This window comes from Pseudomonas sp. DNDY-54 (genome assembly GCF_019880365.1).
Lineage (GTDB): Bacteria > Pseudomonadota > Gammaproteobacteria > Pseudomonadales > Pseudomonadaceae > Stutzerimonas > Stutzerimonas stutzeri_P.
This window is the reverse complement of sequence record NZ_CP082271.1, coordinates 4,317,293-4,341,387: the sequence shown is the minus strand read 5'-3', so window position 1 is coordinate 4,341,387 and position 24,095 is coordinate 4,317,293. Positions and strand designations below refer to the sequence as shown.

General features: G+C 52.9%; 20 protein-coding genes and 2 pseudogenes. 9 read left to right on the top strand and 13 right to left on the bottom strand.

The genetic code is table 11. The annotated features are described in order from the left end of the window. Positions 1-144: 144 nt before the first annotated feature. The 6 genes from K4O48_RS20065 to K4O48_RS20040 all read right to left on the bottom strand — a co-directional run bounded on the left by K4O48_RS20065 (position 145) and on the right by K4O48_RS20040 (position 5,742). Complete coding sequence (locus tag K4O48_RS20065) at positions 145-474, bottom strand: four-helix bundle copper-binding protein (RefSeq protein ID WP_041754615.1); 330 nt, start codon at positions 472-474, stop codon at positions 145-147. 478 nt (positions 475-952) lie between these two features. Then, entirely contained in the window at positions 953-1,762 is an 810-nt protein-coding gene (locus K4O48_RS20060; RefSeq protein ID WP_222910128.1) for a cytochrome c, read from the bottom strand. A gap of 9 nt (positions 1,763-1,771) precedes the next feature. Continuing rightward, complete coding sequence (locus K4O48_RS20055; RefSeq protein WP_222910127.1) at positions 1,772-2,770, bottom strand: copper resistance protein B; 999 nt, start codon at positions 2,768-2,770, stop codon at positions 1,772-1,774. Continuing rightward, complete coding sequence (locus K4O48_RS20050; protein ID WP_178081553.1) at positions 2,760-3,050, bottom strand: hypothetical protein; 291 nt, start codon at positions 3,048-3,050, stop codon at positions 2,760-2,762. Before K4O48_RS20050 ends, K4O48_RS20055 begins: the two co-directional genes overlap by 11 nt. A 24-nt stretch (positions 3,051-3,074) precedes the next feature. Next, positions 3,075-4,928 (bottom strand): copper resistance system multicopper oxidase, encoded by a 1,854-nt coding sequence (locus K4O48_RS20045; protein ID WP_102845802.1) that lies wholly within the window; start codon positions 4,926-4,928, stop codon positions 3,075-3,077. Between the two features lie 604 nt (positions 4,929-5,532). Beyond that, the gene (locus tag K4O48_RS20040; RefSeq protein WP_023444727.1) at positions 5,533-5,742 is read right to left on the bottom strand and encodes a co-regulatory protein PtrA N-terminal domain-containing protein; all 210 of its coding nucleotides are present in this window, start codon (positions 5,740-5,742) and stop codon (positions 5,533-5,535) included. Positions 5,743-6,159: 417 nt separating this feature from the next. Between K4O48_RS20040 and K4O48_RS20035 the strand changes: the two genes are divergently transcribed. Continuing rightward, positions 6,160-6,840 carry a heavy metal response regulator transcription factor gene (locus K4O48_RS20035; RefSeq protein ID WP_014822231.1) on the top strand — a complete coding sequence of 227 codons (681 nt, stop codon included), beginning with the start codon at positions 6,160-6,162 and terminating at the stop codon, positions 6,838-6,840. A gap of 170 nt (positions 6,841-7,010) precedes the next feature. Here the strand turns inward: K4O48_RS20035 and K4O48_RS20030 are convergent, their stop codons facing one another. Beyond that, positions 7,011-7,373 carry a histone-like nucleoid-structuring protein, MvaT/MvaU family gene (locus K4O48_RS20030; protein ID WP_014822230.1) on the bottom strand — a complete coding sequence of 121 codons (363 nt, stop codon included), beginning with the start codon at positions 7,371-7,373 and terminating at the stop codon, positions 7,011-7,013. A gap of 734 nt (positions 7,374-8,107) precedes the next feature. Here K4O48_RS20030 and K4O48_RS20790 point away from each other — a divergent pair. Beyond that, positions 8,108-8,491: pseudogene (locus tag K4O48_RS20790) on the top strand (hypothetical protein); the annotation flags it as partial. 9 nt (positions 8,492-8,500) lie between these two features. After that, positions 8,501-9,022 (top strand): hypothetical protein, encoded by a 522-nt coding sequence (locus K4O48_RS20555; protein WP_260523675.1) that lies wholly within the window; start codon positions 8,501-8,503, stop codon positions 9,020-9,022. 922 nt (positions 9,023-9,944) lie between these two features. Here K4O48_RS20555 and K4O48_RS20020 read toward each other — a convergent pair. The 4 genes and pseudogenes from K4O48_RS20020 to K4O48_RS20005 all read right to left on the bottom strand — a co-directional run bounded on the left by K4O48_RS20020 (position 9,945) and on the right by K4O48_RS20005 (position 12,925). Beyond that, entirely contained in the window at positions 9,945-10,280 is a 336-nt protein-coding gene (locus K4O48_RS20020) for a YegP family protein (RefSeq protein ID WP_003118434.1), read from the bottom strand. A gap of 371 nt (positions 10,281-10,651) precedes the next feature. Continuing rightward, a complete protein-coding gene (locus K4O48_RS20015; RefSeq protein ID WP_003291567.1) occupies positions 10,652-11,560 on the bottom strand; it encodes a DMT family transporter in 909 nt (302 codons plus the stop codon). A gap of 433 nt (positions 11,561-11,993) precedes the next feature. Then, a pseudogene (locus K4O48_RS20010) lies at positions 11,994-12,203 on the bottom strand (type II toxin-antitoxin system HigA family antitoxin); the annotation flags it as partial. Positions 12,204-12,355: 152 nt separating this feature from the next. Beyond that, complete coding sequence (locus K4O48_RS20005; protein ID WP_019340971.1) at positions 12,356-12,925, bottom strand: hypothetical protein; 570 nt, start codon at positions 12,923-12,925, stop codon at positions 12,356-12,358. Between the two features lie 379 nt (positions 12,926-13,304). Here K4O48_RS20005 and K4O48_RS20000 point away from each other — a divergent pair, with 379 nt between their 5' ends. Further along, a complete protein-coding gene (locus tag K4O48_RS20000; RefSeq protein ID WP_222910125.1) occupies positions 13,305-15,806 on the top strand; it encodes a hypothetical protein in 2,502 nt (833 codons plus the stop codon). Next, entirely contained in the window at positions 15,803-18,913 is a 3,111-nt protein-coding gene (locus K4O48_RS19995; RefSeq protein WP_222910124.1) for a hypothetical protein, read from the top strand. The genes K4O48_RS20000 and K4O48_RS19995 overlap by 4 nt, the downstream gene beginning before the upstream one ends. Before the next feature lie 17 nt (positions 18,914-18,930). On the opposite strand, the gene K4O48_RS19990 is transcribed toward K4O48_RS19995, so the two are convergent. Further along, entirely contained in the window at positions 18,931-19,143 is a 213-nt protein-coding gene (locus K4O48_RS19990; RefSeq protein ID WP_019341961.1) for a helix-turn-helix domain-containing protein, read from the bottom strand. A 148-nt stretch (positions 19,144-19,291) separates the two neighbouring features. On the opposite strand from K4O48_RS19990, the gene K4O48_RS19985 reads away from it, so the two are divergent. The 4 genes from K4O48_RS19985 (at position 19,292) to K4O48_RS19970 (ending at position 21,549) form a co-directional block, all read left to right on the top strand. Continuing rightward, a complete protein-coding gene (locus K4O48_RS19985; protein ID WP_019341962.1) occupies positions 19,292-19,525 on the top strand; it encodes a hypothetical protein in 234 nt (77 codons plus the stop codon). Further along, a complete protein-coding gene (locus K4O48_RS19980) occupies positions 19,518-20,678 on the top strand; it encodes a site-specific integrase (protein WP_222910122.1) in 1,161 nt (386 codons plus the stop codon). Before K4O48_RS19985 ends, K4O48_RS19980 begins: the two co-directional genes overlap by 8 nt. Positions 20,679-20,689: 11 nt before the next feature. Next, positions 20,690-20,974, top strand: coding sequence for a hypothetical protein (locus K4O48_RS19975; protein ID WP_222910121.1), 285 nt, complete (start codon positions 20,690-20,692; stop codon positions 20,972-20,974). A gap of 242 nt (positions 20,975-21,216) precedes the next feature. After that, positions 21,217-21,549, top strand: coding sequence for a hypothetical protein (locus K4O48_RS19970; RefSeq protein ID WP_231108010.1), 333 nt, complete (start codon positions 21,217-21,219; stop codon positions 21,547-21,549). A 1,017-nt stretch (positions 21,550-22,566) separates the two neighbouring features. Here the strand turns inward: K4O48_RS19970 and K4O48_RS19965 are convergent. Next, a protein-coding gene (locus K4O48_RS19965; RefSeq protein ID WP_222910120.1) for an IS3 family transposase occupies positions 22,567-23,717 on the bottom strand; the annotation gives its coding sequence in 2 pieces (ribosomal slippage) (positions 22,567-23,474 and positions 23,474-23,717; 1,152 coding nt in all). Positions 23,718-24,095 lie beyond the last annotated feature (378 nt).

The following is a 24,095-nucleotide window of genomic DNA, read 5'->3' as shown; positions in this document are numbered from 1 at the left end:
TCGCTCTTGGCAGTTGCGGGTATCGTACGCACTTTTTCGATATGTCATGGAGGCGCGAACATTAAGCGCACCATGGCTTTTCTTATTCTTCGAGGGGCTCTGACACTCCCAATTTAGTAGTGCCAGAGCAGTGAGTTACGGATGTTATCCTGCCATTCGCTCACATTCCTCAGCGCAGTTCATGCACGCCTTCGCACACTCTTGGCAATGATCCATTTCATGCTTCGCGCATTCCTCTCCGCATGCACGGCAGATCTTGGCGCAAAGGGCGCAGAACTCCTTAGCATATTCACTTTCGCGGCTCATCAGTGTGGCAGCCAACCTGCAAATGTCCGCGCAGTCGCGGTCAAGCTCGATGCAGCGAGCCATCATTTTTACATCATCCTCGCGTAGGCAAGCAGAGGCGCACATTTCGCACACTAGGGCACAGTTCGAACAAGCTTGGATACAGGATGCGAACATTGAGTTTGTCATTTACGTTCTCCAGGGTTCGATAGTTGTATTTCGTCGTTTGCTTACTGGCCGATATGGCTCATCAGCCTGTTAGCAGACACTGAATTACGACACGCTCCTACCGAGCCCGTTTCGAAAAACCTCATTACAATGTTGTAAGGTAAGTCCAACCGCACCGGGGATCTGCGGGCGCAGTTGGTGGCGATGTGGCCGTCAGATTGCCTGTACGGCTTCGCTAGTCTGTTCGAGATGATTGAGTTGAAAATGAGGGAGCTCCCTGTCGCCACGACTGGGAGTATTCGTTGGGGAACGGCCGGAGCGCAAGCCGCTTAACTAGGTAAGTTACTGGCCTTGCGGCCTAACTTTTAGGAAGGAAGCAATTGCAAAGCCCTCCGGTACCGTTGCGTCGACTAGGATGGCCTAGGGCCGATCCTCTGCTTGCTGAACCGCCTTTCTTAGAGCCTCGATCAGAACCGCATAGGCACACATATACCGGATGTTAGTGCTCGTGTTGCTTCCCGTCTGCGTGCACATGGTTTTTTGAAGGGGATTTGCCTTCCGCATCGGCACTGTCACTGCCATTGCTGTGCTCAACCGCCTGGGGCTCCTCGGACGCATGATGGTCATCGCTTTCGTTATTACCATGATGACCGGAGCCTGATTGGCCGGATGCTCCACCTGTGCTGCTGGAGCCATGGTGATCCGAGCCGCCACTGTCGCCCTGATGGTGGTCGCCCGAGGCCATCTCGCCGTGTTGCTCACTATGCCCAGCTGGGGTCTCCCCACCACCATGCTGGTGACCACCGCTAGACGCAACGAGTGCTCGATACGCTCCTTCATCTAACTCAGGAAGCTTCTGCAGAAAAGCCACCATTCCCCAGATGTACGGGTCAGCCATGCTTTTACCCCACGCGGGCATCCCAGTGGCCTTAATGCCATGCTTGATGACCCAAAATGTTTTTGCTGGGTCATCGTATAGCCCCGCCTCAGCCAGGCTGGGAGGAGGGGGATAAAGGCCATTGCTTAGCTCGGTCTCAGCCATGCCTGGCGCCAAATGACAACCCACACACATCGAGTCGTAGTTCCCCGCCCCGGCGCGGATTTGGTCTTCATCGTCGAGAGATGGCACGGCTATGTCTTCGGAGCGAGCCTCAATCGAGCGATTGCGAGCAGTTTCCAGGAATGCGTGCACGACTCCCGTATGAGGATCATCCGCGGCAACGCTAATCAGTCCTGAGAAAACAACTCCGGCCACTACCAACAGGCCTAGAGCACAGAAGGCAGCGAAGCTAATAATTATTCTTTTCATCGAGGGACCTTAAAACCAAAGCCTGATGCCAGCAACGAACCGCGCCTCATCTAGGTCTTCGCCGTCATCTCTCGCCATATCAGCGGTATTACCGTATGCCCGGCTCCACGTGACGCCGATGTACGGTGCGAACTCACGAACGATTTCGTATCGGAGGCGGAGCCCCACCTCTGTATTTGCGAGACCAGCGCCCACTCCGTGTGCAGGATCGTCCTTGCCATAGAAATTGAGCTCGGCAGTCGGTTGGAGGATGAGCCGGTTAGTGAGGAGAATGTCGTACTCGCCTTCAAAACGTGCTGCTGTCTGCCCACCTTCACCGACGAAGGCGGTGGCTTCCGCCTCAAACCCATACAGAGCCATCCCCTGGACGCCTAAAGCCGCCCACGTCTGCGGCGACTCTGGCTTAAAGTCCTGGCGAACACCTGCTACCACATCCCACCAGGGGCTGATGGCACGCCCGTAGAGCGCCTGAATTTCCGCGTCTTCAGTAACGCCATTCGTTCGCTCACCTTCCGAGCGAAACCAGAATCGATTGATATCGCCACCAACCCAGGCAGTAGCTTCCCAACTGAGGGTGCTACCTTCATTTGCGTTCTGGTACTCAAGTTGATCTAGCAGAAGAAACCAGGCCAGATACTTGTCATGGACCGTATGACCTTGAAGACCAGGGAAAGCCGCTTCTCTATCCGCATCGGTCAATACTGGAATGAACGAGGGATGAACCATGCCGGGCATTTCGAGCGTATCGTCATGCTTCATTTGGCCATGGTTCATCTTGCTATGGTCCATCGCATCATGACCCATTGCGGAGTGGTCCATTTGCCCACCGGAGCCATGATTCTTAGCTGCGGGCTTGGCTGAAGATGCAGGGGCTTGAGCTGCCTCAGTGGGAGGGGTTTGATGCATCGAGTGATCCATCATCTCGGCAGCGTTGGCTGTCCCTCCAGCCGCTGCGCTCAACGAAACTCCGAGCGCAATCAGAGCAAAGCGAGAAAGTCTAGTGGTCATGGTGCGAATCCACCTCAGTATCAGTGGCCTTGGGGTCATGATCCATCTTGCCGTGCTCCATTTCTCCATGGTCCATCGAGCCATGATCCATGTCGCCGTGGTTCATTTTTGAGTTAGAGGTGCCTTGTGTCTGAGATGCCGGCTTGTTGCCTTGATTCTGCGATGAAGCCGATGATTGCTTGTGCTGATCATGCTTTTGCTCTGCAAACGCAGCTGACATATTCATTACGCCCAGCAAACTAAACATAAGAGCGCTGCCGATAAGAGTTTTACGCTTCATAGAATTTCCCATATAAGGTTCCTCTTATTCATCCACTCGGACTTCACGAAACATGCCCATTTCCATGTGAAGCAGTAGGTGACAGTGATAGGCCCAGCGACCGAGCGCATCAGCTGTTACGCGGTAGCTGCGCTTCGAACCTGGAGGCATGTCGATCGTGTGCTTGCGAACCATGAACTGCCCATTCTCATCTTCAAGATCACTCCACATACCGTGGAGGTGAATTGGATGGGTCATCATGGTGTCGTTGACCAAAGTGATGCGTACCCGCTCTCCATATTTGAGCCGCAGGGGTTCCGAATCAGAGAACTCTATGCCGTCAAATGACCAGGAGAACTTCTCCATGTGGCCGGTGAGATGGAGTTCTATTGTTCGACTTGGCTCACGGCCGTCCGGATCCGGGAAAGTGCTTCTCAAGTCGCCATAGGTCAGGACTCGGCGGCCGTTGTCTCGTAAGCCAATACCTGGATCATTCAGCCTATGCGTTGGGCTCATGGTCTGCATGTCCACCAGCGGGTTATTGGACTCAGAGAGCGGGTGCGATTGCATAGCTGCGCTCACCCCGGCCATTGCAGAGTGGTCCATCCCAGACATCCCAGCCATTTTGCTGTGATCCATTCCGGCCATTGCGCCCATGCCGCCCATCCCTTGCATGTCACCGTGGTTCATGCTGGACATGTTGCTATGGTCCATCCCACTCATGTCGCCCTGCATGCCCTCGCCATGGTCCATGCCCGCCATACCGCCCATGCTGCCGTGATCCATTCCCATGTCGTCCATAGTGATTATTGGTCGAGGATCGGTTTTTGGAACAGCAGCGCTTAGCCCTTCGGCAATCGCCAGCGTGCCTCGGGCGTACCCTGTGCGGTCCATCGATTGAGCGAAGATCGTGTAAGCCTCCTTGGTAGCAGGCTCCACAATCACATCGTAGGTTTCTGCCGTGGCAATGCGGAATTCATCGACGCTAACTGGGTTGACGTATTGGCCATCGGCTGCGACTACAGTCATCTTCAGCCCTGGAATGCGGACATCGAAATAGCTCATGGCCGAGCCATTGATGAACCGCAGGCGAAGCTTCTCGCCGGGCTTAAAGATACCGGTCCAGTTCCCGTCTGGTGCTTGGCCGTTCATTAGATAGGTATAGGTGTAACCGCTTACGTCGGCGAGGTCGGTGGGACTCATCTTCATCTGAGCCCACATTTTCCGATTCGCAATCGTAGCGGCCCAGCCGTCTTCGCTCACGTCGTTAATGAAGTCTCCGACGGTGCGCTTGTGGAAGTTGTAATAATCTGACTGCTTCTTGAGCTTAGAAAGGATTCGAGCGGGATCCTCATCGGTCCAATCGGTCAGCATGACGACATAGTCGCGGTCATAGCTGAACGGTTCGGGATCCTTAGCATCAATGACCAACGGGCCATAGACACCAACCTGCTCTTGTAGGCCTGAATGACTGTGGTACCAATAAGTACCGTTTTGTTTAACCTGAAACTTATATACATACATGCCATCGGGAGCGATGCCGTGGAAGCTCAATCCAGGCACGCCATCCATGTTGGCCGGCAGGATCATGCCGTGCCAGTGAATCGATGTATCTTCGCTCAGCTTATTCCTGACGCGCAGCGTGACGGTATCCCCTTCACGCCAACGTAGAAGCGGCCCTGGGATGGTCCCATTGATAGTCATCGCTGTCCGGGCCGCGCCGGTGATATTGACCGGCGTCTCCCCAATCAGCAGATCGAACTCCGTGCCGGTTAGTACGCTGGGCTGGCCTGGGCTACTCACTGCCCAGACCGGAGCTCGCCACAAGCCAAGACCGCCAAGGAGGCCTGCGGCAGTCAAGCCTTTAACAAAGGTTCGCCTAGAGGTTTTACGTTGCATGTGTACGTTCCAATCAAGCTAAGGAGCCAAGCCGAAACCAGCCTTTAGGGTTGGTGTTGCCAGCGTTAATCGATCTTAGAAGCTCGCGCACGGTCTGTCTTATCAAGCGACTCGCCATTATTCGTAAATATGGCATGCCGAAGAAAAACGCGTGATTACATTTTTGTAAGTTTAAAGCGCCCCGAAAACGTCTGCGATCAGAGTTCCGGTCACTTTAGCTGGCTTTACTTAAACCGCGGGCTGGATAAGAGCCGCTAAAAAGGTCCGGCCATAATCTAGCAGTTCATTAGCAGTTTGTTGCTCATTCACTGCTTTTCAGCGGATCTTTCCAGGCTTTGCGGGCAGTCTAGAAGGCCTCATGAGATTGGATAATTATCAAATCTTAGCCGCTCAAGAGGGTTGTAACCTACTAGCCAGTATAAACTTGGTCTGCTCGGTGCGAAGATATTAGGTTAGGTTTTTGACGAGCCATGGTTCGAAGTAGCTATAACGGCTTCGCCGGTTCTACAAACATTTCTGCCTATACCAGCACCGTGGCAGCTATAACATCGCAGAAGCTGCCACAGTTAAGAGCTGCGCAGTCAAATCTGCGTACGGTTTCGCTTCAGCAATTAGCATGAGCGTGCTTCGCTGAAGTTTCCTTCGCGGCTAGCTCCTGGGCTTGGTCGTTCTGGTCAGCCTGATAACTAGCGATCGCTACTTGGCGAGCCTGCTCCATACGAGCAAAGGTACGATCACCACCACCTTCTGCCATTGCATAGGAAGAGCTTGCTGCGATGGCGAGCAGTACAGAAAGGGATTTGAAAAGTTTCATGACTTTTTACCTTTGTTTACGAAGATACGGGAGACCCAGCGCAGCTCCATTAACAGAGGCTTGGGCTTGTGTGTAAGCTAACCGAGTGTCCCTGTCAGAAACCTGATCGAAACATTACGGTTTCGTCAGTAACGCAGAAGAAGTGAGTACAAGCGAAAGCGCAGGTTGCGTGTATGGCATCTTTACCTGCTGTAAATAGGTTCTGTTCCAGCATGCAAAAAAAAAGGCGCCATCAAGGCGCCAATAGGCCAAAGGAGCATGGAAATGGCCAAAAAGCAGAGTGTGGGGGCAACTGCTGGTGTAGACGTTAACGCTAGAAGCTGTCAGACAGATGATGCGAGCATTACGTTTCTGTAAGGTACTGGATGCAAGGACCGACAACCGCCACACTGTTCTAAATGCTTGCAGGAGTACCTTATGAAGCTTCTTGTTGCTGAAGACGAGCCGAAAACAGGCACCTACCTACAGCAGGGGCTCACGGAGGCCGGCTTCACTGTCGATCGAGTAGAGAACGGGACTGATGCTGCTCAGCATGCGCTTCACGGGGAATACGACCTGCTCATCTTAGATGTGATGATGCCTGGCTTGGATGGGTGGCAGGTTTTAAAGAATGTCCGCGCTGCCGGTAATGACGTTCCAGTGCTATTCCTTACCGCCCGAGACGGGGTTCAGGATCGAGTAAAGGGATTGGAGTTGGGCGCTGATGATTATCTCATCAAGCCGTTTGCTTTCTCCGAACTGCTTGCCAGGATACGCACGCTGCTTCGCCGCGGCAGCCATGCTCCCAACCAAACGATACTCAAGCTCCTCGACCTTGAGATGGACTTGCTGAGACGACGGGTTACGCGATCGGGGAAACGCATAGACCTAACTGCAAAGGAATTCGCACTTCTTGAGCTATTGCTTAGGCGTCGCGGGGAAGTGCTCTCAAAGTCACTTATCGCCTCCCAAGTATGGGACATGAACTTCGATAGCGATACCAATGTAATCGAGGTGGCGGTACGCCGGTTAAGGGCAAAGATTGATGATGAGTTCGAGCCGAAGCTGATACAAACTGCTCGCGGAATGGGCTATCTGATCGAGGCGCCAGGCTTTTAAAAATCACGCTATTTAGCGATTTGCGATATGGCCAATATAACTAGCGGGCCACCTCTGCTAATCCGTGGCGTACTGCTTTGTGCTGCTCGGCGGATCGGCCAATGCATATTCATGCGTAACTTAAGAGGCCTTAATTAGACCTCTTATTGAAACCAGAGGGATCTAAGCTATCACTGGATCCAGCTTTCGACCTCATCCGTTCCATATTCTGCTTTCCAGCCTTTCAGGACCTTGTGATTGCCACCTTTGGTCGCAACTATTTCACCGCTGTGAGGGTTCTTGTATGTCTTGACCTGACGAGCACGGCGTGGTGTCGGGCCTTGCTGAACCGGAGCGCGACGAGTCCCAAACTGCGGGTCAAGAATATTGATCAAACTAGGTAGAGTAATGCTGTATTCACCCATCAGCGAGCGAAGCTTATCTTCAAATTCCATATCCTTTTTAAGGCTCTTGTCGTTTCTCATGGCCTCAAGTTCGGCCATTTGCGACTTCAATTGCTCTTCCAGTTTACGGTACTCTGCCAGTCGGGACATTTATCATTACCTCTAAGGTCAGTGTTTAGACATTTTGGTCCATATGATATCAATACTTTCAACTTCAAGCATGGCGTGACGAAATTCGGTGGGATGTTTGCGTACCCCGAGGCTGCGGGAGGAATGAAGGAGGTCCGCAGGTCGAAGCCCGAGCTCCTAAGTGACCAGCAAATCGCCATGACATGGGTCGGTATGTGTACAGCGAAGGCCTGTGGAGTAACAGACGCTAGAATATTCAAGTGATGCGAGGAAGCAGCCTTCGAAGCGTGGCCCTACGATGACAAAATCTGCAACGGTGGAAGGTTTATCATCCGGCGCGATTCCGAAGAACAGACCCAGCAGACGATTTGCGAGCTGATCGTAAACACTCGCTGGCCTCAGAGCGGGTGCATCCGAATCCCGCGAAACTGCTTACCGTAGTGAGCTTACTCTGGCGGGAAATTCTGGTAGCCAACCGTTTACGCTCTTTGGGTGTTGAGATTTGTCAGAATATTTTGGCAAAAATCCTGCATCTAATCGTTCTCACCATGCGAATTGTCGAAATATTATTATCTCAATGCTAACTTCAAAGCGGGCCCAGCCCCTGATCCAAGGGGCTGAAATTGTCAGAATTATTTGTAAACCACCAAGAAGTGTTCCTCAGGGATAAAAACTGTCTCTGGGGGATAAAACCTGTTTCAAGGTCTGGTCACGAAGGCTAGCTCGTTCGGCCATCGCTATTTCGGATGTGATAGATGTTATCCAGTTTGGTCGTAAGACCTCAGGCAGGCGAGACGATAAATTCGCTTCTAGCTAGAGACAGAATTGTCAGCGGTTCGGTTAGTAGACATTTTCACGATGCCAAATTCGGCATAAACCAGTGGCATATAAATAAGCAAAGCATTGCCAAACTATCCGAACTAAATACTGGAACCACAGCTAATAGCTTAGAATTGTTGCTAAGCTCTTGCACTGGGTACGATGTCCATGCTTATTTAACTACAGGTAAAAACGTAGAATATTTGTCCAATTACAGTTCAGCCACCAGATCCGTTAGAAACTCCTACATAGCTCACCATAGCATTAAAATCTGCCTTAGATGCTCTAAGCACGACATGGAACAAAACGGATTTAGCTATTGGAGAAAAGTGCATCAGTTTCATCGTGTAACTGTTTGCTCACACTGTAATGTACGTTTGGTAGATAAATGCCAAGCATGTGCAAAAAGTTTTTCAATTTTTAATGAAACCGATGACGGTTTTTGGCATAACTGCAAGTGTGGTCTGAGTTTTAATGATTGGGAAGAATTTGAAAAATTTGATATTAATGAGCACCGTTACTCAAGTTTTATAGCGGGTATTTATCAAAGCGAGAAAAGATGGCTAGGCATCGGTTTCGAAGGGCTCGCGGACTACACCACTTCACAGCTTGGATATGACAAGAATTATCTACTAGAATTAAAAAAACGAGCTATTTCGGATATCCAGCGAAGCTTAATTGGTACCAAATTCAATTCATTAGAAGATGAGCTTTCTGTTAGTTTGAGGGTGTTACATCTTCTCTTTGGGAGCTTTGAGAAAATGCATGAATTTATTGGCAAAATAATCTTTCTAGATGACTCTGCTCCTATTAGCTCAGTGAATGATAAGAGCAATATGCGGGGCTTATGAAATCGTCGTGTACTCACTCTCGCCGGATGCAGTGAGGCGTATACCAATCATAGTCTTATGCTGCGCAAGGCTTCATTGATCAGAACATGACGCTAGTGATGGATTCGATCTTATGTCTAGCATTGTTATCCCTCAAACCACGCGGAACAGGTATCTCAGTGGGATTGCCGCTCTAAACCTTCCGTCTGCCGCAGGAACTGGGGACTGGCACTTCCTACAAACTTTCTTTGTACAGAGGTCTAGACGTTCAACTGGCTTCATATGTGGCTTGGGTTGCGAAATAGATACGACAGCCTTTCTAGGTGATGTCGGTGTGTTCGAATGCTCTAAGCTGTTAAAGAGCTTGGATATAGAATTCGTAGGCGATGCGGCATACTCTGCAAACCACACACGAGCTGTAGCGGACCTAGTTATCGCTGCAATCCGCATTGGGCGTAATGTGGATCATCTATGCATTGATGATTGGCTACCCAAAATGTCTGATAAAGAAAGACTAATAGCTATGCTGCAGCAGGCATACTCAAATATGAATGAAGAACTGCGGCAAGCTCTCAACGTCTGGGTTCTGAGTAATTTACCTAAATAAATTTGCGAAATTTGCTTAGGGCGGTACGAGGCCGCACTAAGCGATCACTACGCACCTCGGGTGGTGAGGTAAAGGAATAAATACTTCGCAAGCTGACCTTCCGCGCGGTGGAAGGCAGATCGTAGATCTGCTGCCTGCACCGGCTATCTTTACCATGCGTTTCATCTCGAAAGGGTTCAGAACCTACGCTGATGTAACAGACCGAGCTAGACGTCTGACCGGCTGCAACCGGCCAGAAGCGGTCGATCACATCCGAGCAGGGAAAAGCGGCTATTAAGAATACTCAGCCGCCCATCTCAACGAAATGCCCAAGTGATTTTGAACAGACTGAAGCGATTAATTGCCCACCTCAACAACCTTAGCGTCGGGTGCGTGGTTTTTCACCGACTCGATACCCTTGTCGCGTGAGGCTTCGGAGGCATATGACTGGCTCGTCCCGACTACTTGGTGATTACCCGCCTTAAGGTTGAACATAAACTTGTCAGCCCCGCTGGCCTTACGCTCGTAGCGTGCATCATCAGGCGCATTTTTTTTGACTGACTCGACTCCATTTAGACATCCAGACTTATCCTTGTAGCCCTCGCTGGCCAGAATTGCTTGGCCATTGTTGGCTTTGAGCCGAAAACGAAATTCACCCGCTTTGTCGTTGTATATTTCAAACGTCCCAGACATATAGCTATTCCTTATTTTTGGCTTTCATGAGATCCATCGATATCGCTGCGGTCCAAAAAATGACTGTTTGCCCATTAGAAATATGGTTTCTGTGTGATGCTAGCCAGGCAAAATCGATGCTCCAGCTTCAGTAGAACTGCATGACAAATGCACCATACCCCAAGAGCTAAACCAGATTTTTGAACAGTCAAAGTATAGACACAGATCTCAACACGGCTCGATTTCTTCGTCGAGTGAAGAGCCCAGCTTTTGCAGAGATATCCGAGCGGCTGCTTTTGGCCGACAGGTGCCTGTCGTCACCGGCTGCAATCGGCCAAATGCTGCCTCCGGCAGCTACCGACCAAAGCCTCCACAGAATTCCATCCAAATACTCATTGGCGCCTAGCCCACGGGGCAAACAGGGCGCGCAGCAGGCGGGATAAGAACTTGGGTACATCAATCTCGGCGATCAGCAGAGCTGAAAAGATGAGAGCTGCACCGGCCAGGGTTCTTCCATCCAAGGTTTCGCCAAGGAGCATCGCTCCCGCGAATGCTGCGAAGATGGGCTCGAACAGGTAGGTCAGGGCTACTTTTTCTTCTTCGAGATACTTCTGCGCAGCACTCTGAACCGCGTACATGAAGGCTGTGGCGAGCAACGCGCAGAACAGAACTCCTTCCCAGAAGGAGGAATCCATTGGGGCCCATTCGGCCCTAGCGTCGAAAAGTGCAGCAAAAAGGCATCCAGTAGCGCAGGTAGCCAGCGCAGTGATGACCGTAAGCATCGAGTCGTACTTATGCGAGAAGAAGCCAACCGTGAGCACATATGCGGCAAAAAAGACTGCACAGCACATGATCCAGATGTCACCTGGATTCAGAGTAAGCCCGGCCCTCGTAACGATCAGATAGAGCCCTGTCAGCGCGACGGCGCAGCAGAGCCAGATTCGAGGCTCGACGCGCTTCCGAAAGAGAGCCCACTTGAAGACCGGGATGAGCAATACATCCAGGCCAGTGATGAAGGCGGTGTTGGTGATGCTGGTGTGCTGAAGCCCGACAGTCTGGAAAATGTTACCCAAACACAAGGGTAGACCTATGGCCACGCCGGCCAGGAGCGTTTCTTTGTTGATCAGTTTCAGCCGTCTGAAAAAGATCACGCAAAGCACTAGCGTAGCGAGTGCGAACTTGTACCCCAGGAATACGAAGGGTGACCCGTCCGCAACACCCACTTTGGTGAAGGCAAACGAAATCCCCCAGAACGCGGTTCCGAGGATTAACAGGCATAGATATGTCTGACGAACAGGCATGCGAAAACCATCCATTCAAATTGGAGTGGTTAGAGCATGCGGAGAGGCCGCAAGAAAGCCCGAGTTTGCCTTCAATCTCTTCTCTAACGTTAAGGCAAGTCGGTAAAGCGCTTTCATCTGCCGCTATTAATCAATCTGGGGCAGCAGGCTGTCAACAGGTGCTACAAACCAGTCTGCAGCAAGCTGCCATCGACAGATGGCTACAACATGGCACCCGATGCACTGTCGCCAGCTTCCGCTTCTGGCCGAAAGCAGCCGTAGGTTGCTTGGAAGTGAGCACATCAAATGGATGTCATCACGGACGTCGTGATCAGCCTGTTACTCCATCGCGAGGCTTACGGACCCTAGGCTTCTAGCATCTTGTCGATTGCGGGATTCGCGCGGCTGGATGGCGTCGGTTGGAGCGAATGCCCAGGGAGCGCTAGATCACTCCGAGCCCATGCTGTTCCATTCGGAATCTGATGGCCTCGACGGGATCAGAACGTGGGATCGGATAGTGTTCGTCTTCATATTTCTCGATCAACGCTGCGAGCGCTTCTAGCGCATCACCCTCTGGCGTACCGATCGGGGCACCCCACAGTTGCTCCAAAAGCGCCAAAGCGGTAGCTAGGTCACCATCAGTACGAATCGGCTTGATCTTCATTAAAACTGCCTCGACATTAATGGATGCACTGTACCTGCATAAGCCAGAGCGCTATTTTTAAATTAGGTGCTCCCGAGGCGGGCTGGATAACACCTGATAGTCGCGCCGCTATGCAAAGCATACGGCGCTTTGGGTTAGCTAGTTAATGAAAATTATACGGTAGGTCGTTCGTCTTTCGCCAGCCATCTAAGTCTCGCTCTACGGATATAGCTGGGGGAAACGCCTAGGCGCTCGGCTAAAATACGGTCAGAGGTCAAACCAAACTCGGCTGCAATTTTAGCAGTGATTTTTGGATATGATTTTTCAAATGCTTTTATTCCCAATTCTTTTCGTTTCGCTTTGATTGGGTAGTTACTAACTTTTAGCCTATCGGCTAACTCGTAGTCGGGCATAGTGCCAAGAAGCGCGATCGTTTGCTCGTTCCAAATTTCCTCAAGCGGTTGGAACTTAGGCCGGAGGGGTTTTGGCTCCGGAATACCAAGCTCAGTTCGAGCCTCCTTAATACTTTTTGCGGGAATACCGAGGTCTTTGGATAGGCTGTAGTCCGTCTGTACTGCCAGCCGCTCAATCAGCGATTGTGTAAGTTCTAGCTTGAAGCTGAATTCGGCGATACCGTTGGCCTTTCGATACCGGCGGACGGTAGTCGCTCCCACCCCAAACCTCCTCGCTATTTCGCGGTCGCTGAACTGGCCGACCTGGGCTTTCCAGTCGCTTTTACGCATGTGCATTTCCTCCATTTTGAGCAGGCGAGAAATTCACCGCTCTATGAGGTAGTGCTCAGAGCAAGTGCACCGATTCCAGTTCGATATGCCTAGGCACCGAAAATATTATCGAATAGTGAGCGGGCGGCTCTATGTCTAGTGCCTGGAGGGGGATGATCTCGACTTTGGAAGCTGCAGCGCTTCCAACCCGCGCATGCGCGGAATCCGTGTGAGAATACTCGGTGTATCGACCTGGTTTTCCGCGCATGCGCGGAAAACCAGGTGTGGTGTCAGCCGATTCTGAAAAATCAGAACCAGCTTCTGGATTTCCATGGCATGCCCGAATCGGGGGACTTCGGCTTAGCACTATTAGCTAGTACTCACACGATAGGACTAGCTGATGTCGAACTCACTAAGCCAGCCAAGGGATGCCGGCTGCGAAACCACATTCAAAGAGCTGCTACAGCTGGCAGCAGGGTCCGGGCGTGACGTAACTGTCATAACAGAGATTCTGAAATTTATAGATGCTCATCCTCAGCTCATAGATTTTCCCCGAATAATCCAAGGGTTGTTAAACGCGCTGAATGAAATGGAAAAGCCGCCGGTTCTGTTCGTCGGTGATTTTGATCCCGTGGTCTGGCGGCATGAGTGTCACTGGATAATTTCTAATAGGAGCAATCCGCGGTTCATCTCAGCCCTGGGCCCTCGTTTTTTTTCCGGAGATGAGGCGCGCAGGCGTAATCCAATCATTGGACAGGGCGTCCAGGATTACGCTTTCCCGTATGCAATGTTATGGCATGAGCCGGCCGATGTTGATGGCGCGCCAGATTACTACCGGCTTGTAGGACAGCTACTGGTGGCGCATCAGGAGAGCTCTGGTGCATCGGACCTTCGCGGCCAGAAATACAATGCATATCTCAAGCTGCGTACGCTTTGCGCGAAGGAACTACTGACCGTCCCTGCAGAGCTAAATATTTGGTCTAGTCCAGCCATATTTATGCGGAGCTGCACAGTTTTCGATCCCAGTATTTCAGTCGACGTCCATGCTGAGGCCTTTCCTGCTGTTACCCGGCTAGTTCGTTATTGCGGGGGCGATCAGCCACCTGAGCGTCGTGGTGGTGGTGGCAATCATCGAGGCAGGATGCCAGTCCGCTCCGGATTAGGTGTGGTAGTAAGTCAAGGGGTAACCAAGTTCCCTCTTGATGATCCGGACGATCCCGATCTACTGCCAGGCCATATTAGTTTTGTTGTTCCACGGCTAGACCATGATTTCGACGAAGAATTGCCCGGCGGCGAAATCACGGCGCCAGATGAACTCTGTTTGATCGATACCGGCGGCGAGGTGAGGCCATTTGTCGCCGAGTTGCTCAGTCATCAGGGCATCCTCGCCCATATTGCGCGTAGTCGGCAGTTCCTGCCGTTCGGATACGACCTGCTGACGTTGCCCGAGCTAGCAAATTTACTGTTTAGCGTCACTGACGAGTTTTTGCATTGCCGGGAGCGGTTCCGCACGGCGCCACTATCAGAGCAGGTAGGAATCCGTACGCGTATGGAGGCGCTACTCGCCCTACATCTCATGCTCTGGTTCGGCAGGTCACTTGAGGATTGCACAAAACTACAGATCTCTGAGGGCGGCGCGCGCCCGCGGGTGGCGTTTGAGCTTATACCTGCTAAAGACTTGGAGTCTGCTGAGTTCAGGTTTTTAGTACCTACACCAGACTACGCTGCGGAGGAGCAACTGCCCCCTGCAACGGTTCGAAAGAGGGGGGCGGCAGTTTCAGTACCGGATATGGTGGGAGCCGCGACGTTAGTATTGGGAGTCAGAGCGCTGCCATCTACGACCGGAACGGCCGTATTTGCCGGGAAAGTTAAGAAAATTGAGAGCGAAGTTCGTGTCCTCTTGAAAGAATTGGGGGGAGGTGACCCGCGATATACAGTTCACAAGATTCGTTCCTATTTACATCGCCAAATAATCACCGATACACACGATGTGGTTGCGGCCACGATGTTGTCCGGGCTGCCTTGCCTGTCGGCTAATACTGCGCTTTATTACACCCAATACAGCGTTGATCACCTACGCAGCCTCTATTGTCATTCAGTGCGAAATGTATTAACCGCTATTTACGGCACAGTAGGTTTGGAGGCGCCAGTTACTAACGTCATTAGCTCTTCAGAGATGGCGGTTGGTGCCCGAAATTGTCTAAAACTTAGCGCTTTAAAAAACAATCTTGAAGCATTGCTCGCAGTGCTGCGCAAACGCCCACGAAAAGATATTCAAGAGCTGATTCATTGGCACAACTGCCTGACGCTCTGGACCATCCTCATGTTCCTAATGGCGACCGCGTGTCGAGCCATCCGCAACCCGCTAAAAGCAGTGGAAGAGTTCGAGCAACGAAGTGGCCACGGCGCACTGGGCGATAAAGGCGCAGATGACGGTCACATGAGCCGTCTGGTAGTGATGCCTGAGCTACTGCGTCGGCAGCTAGAGGCCTACGACGCGCACTGCTGTGCAATTCGTGTGAAGTTCAAATACGGACTACCTGCACAGACTCCTCCTAAGTCCGGTTTTTTCCTGCGGTTTGCTGATGACAACCGGCTGTACTACGAGGAAATCCGTCCGTCACATATCGACGCATACATGCGGCAAGTGGTTGGTTTTACACCCCATCCAGTGAACGGTTTCCGCAAGTTGCTGAGGACTGAGCTCGCAGAGCGTGGGTGCCCGCCTGAAACGCTTGCCGCATTCATGGGGCACTGGCTGCATGGCGAGGCGCCCCAAGAGTCGTTCTCAAGCTTTTGTCCTGGCGCTTATGTCCAGAGCCTCCATGCGTATTTATTGCCGCTGATGAGAGAGCTCGGTTGGATGGTTCGCAACAGCCACCTAGTTAAGGAGGCTAAATGACCATTTCGACCCTTTCTGAGGAAATGCTTTCAGCAATATGGAGCCCTGAAAAATACGATCCAGAGTGGAAGAGCGAATTTCTCCAGACGCTCAATGAGCGCTGCAAAGACTCCAACAATGTCATCGGAGAATGGCTCTGCGGTAAACGTTCGCTGAGAAATTTTCCTCTCGGAAAGATGCGTGAGCTTGAGAATCAGCTGGAAAGCTCGACATTACGCAATGCACTGCGAGACGTAACAAGCCGGGCGCGGCGATTCAACCCCAGCCTTCCGCTTGCTCACATAGCGATCGACACGCGGCGTCCCGCAAATCCAATCAATCCAGACCTGTACACAGCACAGAACATCTCGGCCAGTCGAGACGTGATCGATTCGCTGGAACGGGCGCTCAGGCAAGACCTTGAGCAACTCACCCCGCACTGCCGGGTTGGGCTACTCCTGCTGAGCGCCGCCTACTATGGCGCGCTGATGGACATCCCCCAGCTAAATGCGCTGACCCAGCTTGATGTAGGTCAGATTATTTGGGTATCTGGGATACCAGAGTTCCGGCTCAAGCTTTCAATCCGTGGGCAACCCGAGGCTGAGAGTCGGCAGTGGTTCCCAGATCCGATAACACTGGCACTGATGTCCCGTTGCGCTCCAGATCTACGCGAAATAAGACCTTTTCTGTCGAAGAGGGATGCCAAGCTGCATTGTATTCAGGCGGCATTGGCCGTAGGTGGGGTAGGTCGTCAGAGCCAACCCGCGTCTCTCAGTCGACTGTTTGAGCTGCTGCGTATCCAGCGCCAAACGCAGCTGCCGCAGCTGTTGATCAATTACACCACCAGATACGGTTACGTGACGCATTCTGTTCTGACGGACTCATGGCTGCATCTACATGGGGAACCATCTCCGAACCACGAAGAAAAACGAAATCGAAAGAAACACCAGCTGCGTAGGGCCGAACAACGTGTTCCTGGATGGCTGACGGCGTTATGTCGCAACGTCCGTAAAAGACGGGTTTCAATACGCGATGAGGAACAGTTACCTAAGACGCTCGAGGCGTTGATAACCGGTTGGGCGTCGTCTCTGCTTCATGGCCGCTCGTTTTATGGCAACCCGTTGCAGCCTAAAACAGTCGCCAACTACGTTCGAGACGTCGGCGCTGGGTTGGACAATCTATTGTCCGTCGGGACGATCCTAGACGTTCCGCCGGACGCGTTAGAGGAGTTGTATGAAGCGCTGCTGGAGACGCAGCCCACGGCTGCAATGAGAAGAAACTTAGCCAAGGGTTTGCTTGAGTTCCACGGATACCTGCAAAACAGTTTCTCATATCCACCAATCAGCCCCTATGCCGCATTGGGCATTGGGAAAACGCCTCAGTTCGTTGATGCCCAGATCATCAATGAAGAGCAATATCGTCAGGTGCTGCGAGACCTGGCCATAGGTCCGCTAAGCCATCGCTCGCCGCGTATCGCTATGGTCGCGCAAGCTATGGTGATTTTCGGATACCGACTGGGATTGCGGCGTAATGAGTCACTGAAGTTACTGCGCCGCGATCTGCAGTTACCGACGTTATCTGCCGCACGTGCAGCTGCACTGCGTAGACGGCATCCGAACCTGAAGCCGCTATCGGCTGAGCAGCGAACCGCGCTCAACCTCCCCGCGGCTCTGCATATTCGCCCCCACTCTCAGCGTGCACTCAAAACGCGCAACTCAACGCGTACGTTACCGCTCCATGTGTTGCTCGAGCCAGATGAGCTGCAGTTGATTGAGCGCTTGGCGGGGTTGCGTGATGACGAAGAGGAGAAAAGTCCATATTCGGAATTTCTGTTCTGTATCCCCGAGCTGCGGACACGATGGGTTTCCGAATCGACCTTGTTACCAGAAATCCATGCCTCCCTTCGCCGGGTTACGGGATGCTCGGATATGCACTACCACCACCTGCGGCACTCGGCTGCAACCTGGCTCACCTTCAAGCTGGTCACCACAGCGTTAGGGGCAGGCGAAAACGCTGGACTTCTCTTCGGTGAGCAATCTCAGACGATGGCGTGGTTGCTGGATGCAGATAGGTTAAATGGTGCGTTTTTCCATTCCCGGGAAGCCGCCACCCGCCGTGTAATCCATATCACCAGCGCTGTGCTCGGCCATGCGAGCCCCAAGACGTCGCTGCTGCACTATGTGCATTGCATGTCTTGGCTATCGGCGTTGTGCTGGCAATGGGAGCCCAAGTTTTGGCCCCCAGGCCATGTCATCGCAAAAATTGCCGGGGTCAGCCTGCCAAGTAAGCCAGAAGATTTGGCTGCGCCAGGGTTGCCAGCTGAGATCCGCCATATGCGGCGCATCATCGGTCGTATCGGGGTATACAAACGCAGTAAACGTCGCAAAGTTAGCTACCCGATGAGCCCCATAGAATCGAACGGCGAAGGGTGGGCTCTGACAAGGATGAATGAAATCTCGTCTATGCTCGCATACCAAGCGTACGAGGAAGCATCAGGACAGTCGGTCAACATGGACTGGGTGGAGTTTTCCGATGCGGATCGATCGGCCATGCTGGAGCGGGCAAGGTATATCCGTCAGCTTGGTAAGCACCGCCTTAGCGGTTCGGCGACTTGCGACCCGAACGGTAAAGTTGAGCTGGTGCCCAGGCCGCCCAGACACGGAGGTTTAGCTGGCGTAGCTGCCTACGCTGACCGACTCTACCGATTGCTTGACGGCAGATATAAGGCAAAAACAAACAGGGTGCTGGATGATTTCGTCGAGCGCTGCTGGGCGAGCGATACGACGTTGCGATTCAACTCTGGGCAGCATGAGCAGAGCGTCCGAGAATACCTATGGGTGCTGTCTGAGCTGCGGATTCCCTCCGCCGATATTGAGTTCATCATTTACGATGAGCGCGCACCCAAGCGAACCAAAAGCCTTTGGCGAAAAGTGTTACGGAAGCCCCGTTTGAAGTTTATAGAGCAGGTGCCCGAGAACAGGCTTGTTGAGAATACGCACCTCGGGATCCGCGCTAGGCTACGCCTTACAGGTGCGGGTTTCACTGATCAGGAAAGGAACCATCATTCCGGCGCAGCATTGCGCTACCTCTTTCTAATGACTTCGATCGACTGGCATTTCCGCGCCTGACCAAGTCCGGAGGGCGTTCAGCCCTCCGGATCATCCTGCAGTTCCAGCAAATCGCCCACCTGGCAGTTCAGGTACTGGCAGATCGTTTCCAGGTCCTTGAGCTCCACGCGCTGCGCGGTCTCGTGATAGAGCCGCGTGAGGGTTCCGCGATTCATTCCTGTGTCCCTGACTACGTCACTGATTTTCAGCTTCCGCTCGCCCAGTAAGCGAGATAAATGGCACTTGACCATTCTAATCTCCGAAAAATGATCTTCAGAAGATCATTTTGCTCTTGCAAAGCTCAAAATGAGCGTTATATTGATCTGTAGGAGATCATTATGAGTATTCAGAAGCTCATAAGAATCCGCTGACGTTCAATTTAGCAGAGAGGGCATAGCCATGTCTCACACATACCTGACTACCGAAGAGTTGGCCACGCGCATGAAGTACGACGCGCGCACCATCCGTAATCGCTTGAAAGATTCAGTCCTGCTCGAGGGGATCCACTACTTCCGCCCCTTTGGCGGCCGCAAGATACTTTTCATCTGGGAAGCCGTCGAAGAAGACATGCAGAAATTCTCGCGGACTTCCGGGCTGGTCCCGATGGCCGGTGGAGGCATCTGCCATGGGTAAAATTCGAGCCCGCTCCGACAACGAAAAGCTGTTTTTTGACTTCACATATCTGGATCAGCGCTGCCGTGAGCAGACCGCGCTGCCTGATACGCCCGCTAACCGGAAAAAGCTCGAGAAGATCCTGGAGCGCATCGAAGCGGAAATTACCCTTGGGAGCTTCGACTACGCCACCTACTTCCCCCAAAGCAGCAAAGTGCTAGAGATCAGTCGGCTGCAGGCTGGCTGTGCATCGCTGAAAACACCACTGTTCAAGGATTTTGCAGAACTGTGGTTTGAGGAGATGAAGGTCGAATGGCGTGATACGCACGCCAAAACCGTGCGCCTTACCCTTGATAAGCATTTGCTGCCTGAGTTCGGTAAGAAAGAGGTCAGCGCCATCACCAAAGCAGAACTTCTGTCATTCCGCTCGGCACTCGGCAAAGTCCCCGGGCAGAAAGGTCAGAGTCTGACAGCGACGCGAATCAACCACATCATGACGCCATTGCGCATGATCCTTAGTGAGGCAGCTGACCGCTTCGAGTTTACCTCGCCATACCTTAACATCAAATCACTGAAAGTCCCCAAGACAGACGTGGAGCCCTTCACTCTGGATGAGGTGCTGCAGATCCTCGGCACAGTGCGTGACGATTTCCGCAACTACTACACGGTGCGTTTCTTCACCGGTATGCGGACGGCCGAAATTGATGGTTTGCAGTGGAAGTACGTCGACTTTCAGCGGCGGCAGATTCTGATCCGTGAAACCTGGGTGGGCGGCAAGCTCGACTACACGAAGAACGACGGCTCGCAGCGTGAGATCGATATGTCCGAGCCTGTTTACCAGGCGCTCCTCGGCCAGCGGGAGAAAACCGGCAGCGGACAGTTCGTCTTTTGCACCCGCGAAGGTACGCCGCACGCATACCGCAACATCAACGACCGGGTTTGGTATCCGCTGCTACGTCATCTGGGTTTGCGTAGGCGGCGCCCCTACCAAACCCGTCATACAGCCGCGACCCTGTGGTTGGCGGCTGGTGAAAACCCGGAGTGGATCGCCCGGCAGATGGGGCATACCACCACCGAGATGCTGTTCCGTGTCTATTCGCGCTATGTGCCCAACCTGACTCGCCGTGATGGCAGTGCCTTCGACAACCTGATCAAAGCCAATCTCAAGGCCTGAGGAGTTCCACCATGAAACTGATCAAATGCGACAACGTGAGCCCTCTTCATCTATCTATGGAGGCCCGCGAGCATAAGTACCTCAAGCATCTGGCCTCAGCCATGAGTCGTTACCTTGAGAACCCCCATGGCACAGAGCTTGTTTGCATCCTCGGCTCCGGCTACGAGAAAGATAATCGGCATGCCCTCGAAACCTGGGTCGCCTACCGCCGTAATGACGTGTTCGAAAAGCGCCTGGAGGGCCGTAGCCCGCTGGACTTTCTGATCGAGAAGCTTGAAAGCTTATTGGCTAACTAAGTGCAGAAGGGGCCGAAAGGCCCCTTCATTGTTCTCCCCCTGGCAGCGGCGAGCGTGATCCATTCACCCGCCGAGCTGCGTTTGGATCAACGGTTCCACTGTCGGCAAAGCGCAACTTGAACATCCAGTCAGGCAGTTAAAGACCCGGATCAGCGTATTGGTTACTATCCAAGGCGCGAACCAGAGCACATTTTTTCTCCTGCCCGTTGATGGGCAATAGGGAGGTCGGGAGTACAGGGACAGTGGTAAAGAAGCAGTGCGTATTGGCCAGCTGGGTTGGCGGGAATGATCTCAAGGCAGTTGCAGGTGCTGAGGCAGGCCCGATTCTGGCGACGCTGAACACGGTGTCCTTCGATAGCGTCGAACTGCTCTGCTCATACCCCTCCGAGCTAGTGGAGCCCTACCTGGCCTGGCTGCGCCAGCAGGTCGATGTACCCATCACCGCGCATTACTTTTTCCTGTCTTCCCCCGTTCATTTCGGCGAGATCTACCAGGCCGCCAGTCAGCATTTAAAGCGGCTGAATACTTCCGCCAATCAGCTCTCCATTCTGCTCAGCCCTGGCGGTTCGCTATGAAGGGCATGCTTAGGCCAGCGGCTCTGCTCAGCCTAGGTTGGGGTAAGTGCAACGACTTCGGCTGCTCAGAAATTTCAGTCGCTTATGCTGGAGGGAGTAACGGTTACCGATATAAGGAGCGCGGTATGATACTGGAAAATGGGCACACTGAATTCTTCCCCGGGCGGTCTGGCAGGCTAGGCGTTACCTTGTGTAGAGGATGGGAATCGCCATATGGAACCGGCTTGGTCCTGCCGTTCAGTCTGACATCAGTAGAGCCTGGGCAGGACAGATGCTCTAGCCGTTCGCAGCTTTGGCGTGATGCGGATGGAGATTTATGGATGATCTCCTATCTCGAAGGGCCGTGCGAGTGGCTGGGCTGCTTTATGGGGCAAGACGTCAAGAGTGCTCAGGAGGCGCTTAGGGCTAACCGGGCGCGTGAGCTGCAGCCCCTTGATGCATACAGGATTCTGGCTGCAACAGATGGTCTCCCACGAGAGGAGATCGAGATCTTAGTGAGCGAAAAAGTTCGGTCAGCAGAATTTGAATGGGGGTACTTAGATTCACAGTTTTTATGGGGACGTGGGGAGCAAGAATTTTACCAAGTGTACAAATTTCGCGACGGATCAGCGCTGCGAGTCACTCACCCGGCTAGCGTGTTTTATGTGGGAATGAAGGTCATTGAGGCCTATATGGCGCCTAACCGAGTTATAACTGAATGTAGTGTTTGAGGAATTGAAAAAAGCGGCGTATCTGGTTGATTGTTAGTCGCCAAACAAATCAGCCAGATACGCCGCCATGAATAAGCCATTGACCGACCTGCTGCGCCAAGGAGCGCGAGACCTGATCCAGCGGGCTGTGGAAGCTATGCTGGTGGCTGGCCTATTTGAGACCAGCCCCGCCGTCACCAACCGACACAATAGGCCTACTTATGTGCCGGGCGCATATACGTACAGCTGTAATCTTGCGTGTTATGCGGATTCATGTTTAATTACCCCTTGGGAGAAGGGCGATGAAGATTGAATCGCCCCGGATTTCTTAGACACTTCCCAGGCTCAGTAAATGTCGCTTCTCAAACTCTACTGGTGACAGCTGGTTGTTGAAACCGTGTCGGCGTTTTGGGTTGTAAAACATCTCGATGTAGTCGAACACATCAGCGCGTGCGTCCTGCCTGGTGCTATAGATTTTTCGCCTGATCCGTTCCCGCTTCAGCAGCTGGAAAAAGCTTTCCGCTACTGCGTTGTCATGGCAATTGCCGCGCCGACACATGCTGCCAAGCAAGTTGTTGGCTTTCAGGAAGCTCTGCCAGTCGCCGCTGCTGAACTGGCTCCCCTGATCTGAGTGAATCATCACTTCCTGCTTTGGCTTACGCCGCCAAACTGCCATCAGCAACGCATCAATAGCCAGGTCGCTGGTCATCTGCGGTTTCATTGACCAACCGATTACCTGCCGCGAGAACAGATCGAGCACCACCGCCAAATACAACCAGCCCTCATAGGTGCGGATGAAGGTGATGTCCGTGACCCAGACCTTGTTGGGTTCGGTGACATTGAATCGGCGCTCCAGATGATTCGGTGAAGCCGCTGGAGGCTTACCACCATAGCGGCCCGGTCGGCGACGATACCCTGTCTGTGAGCGCAGCCCTTCCAAGCGCATCAGTCGAGCAACACGATGCTTGCCGCATGCTTCTCCAGGCTCACGCAGGTCGTCGTGGATTTTGCGGTAGCCGTACACACCGCCGCTCTCTAGCCACGCGTGCTTAATCAGTCCAAGCAGGCGTTGATCATCCTTGGCTCGTGCCGACTTCGGTTCAGCCAGCCACGCGTAGTAACCACTGGCATGTACTTTCAGCGTCAGGCACAGGCGGCGAACCGAATAGTCAGCGGATAGCTGGTTGATGAAGGCGTACTTCAGCCGCACTCCTTGGCAAAGTACGCGGCGGCCTTTTTTAGGATGTCTCGCTCTTCGGTCACGCGCTTGAGTTCGGTACGAAGACGACGCAGCTCAGCTTGCTGATCGTCCTCTTGCGCGCGCCGCTCTTGGGGCTTGCTGTAGCGCTTAACCCAGGCATACAGGCTGTGGGTCGACATGCCCAAACGAGCAGCTACCTCCGCCACTGGCAGACCTCGTTCGGTCACCTGTTTGACTGCTTCGATTTTGAATTCTTCGGGATAACGCGGGTTGCTCATGACTCCTCCTAGTGGGCCGTATTATGAGGCCTGGAGGTGTCTACGAAACTAGGGGCGATTCAGATTATGTTCAGCTGTCTTATCACTTGCTGCGTTTTCCATGGTCTGGATCGGGAGCTACGTTTGTGGGGTAAGGGCTGAGCTTCTGAATTCGGCTGAGTGCAGCGCGGCTGTTTTGAGCGTATGTGCGTCGCGCGATGAGCTAGTGCTCGTGCAGGTGGCAAGGGATGGCACTCCGTCAGAGGATGCGGCACGGTATAGGCACAGAATTGGCACAGCCCGAAATACAGCCAAAAACGGTGGCCAGGGCAGTGCTCGTCGCGTCTGACGGCCGACATCGGGAGGTTCGTGCAGGAGTGGGCCAGCACGAGATTTGAA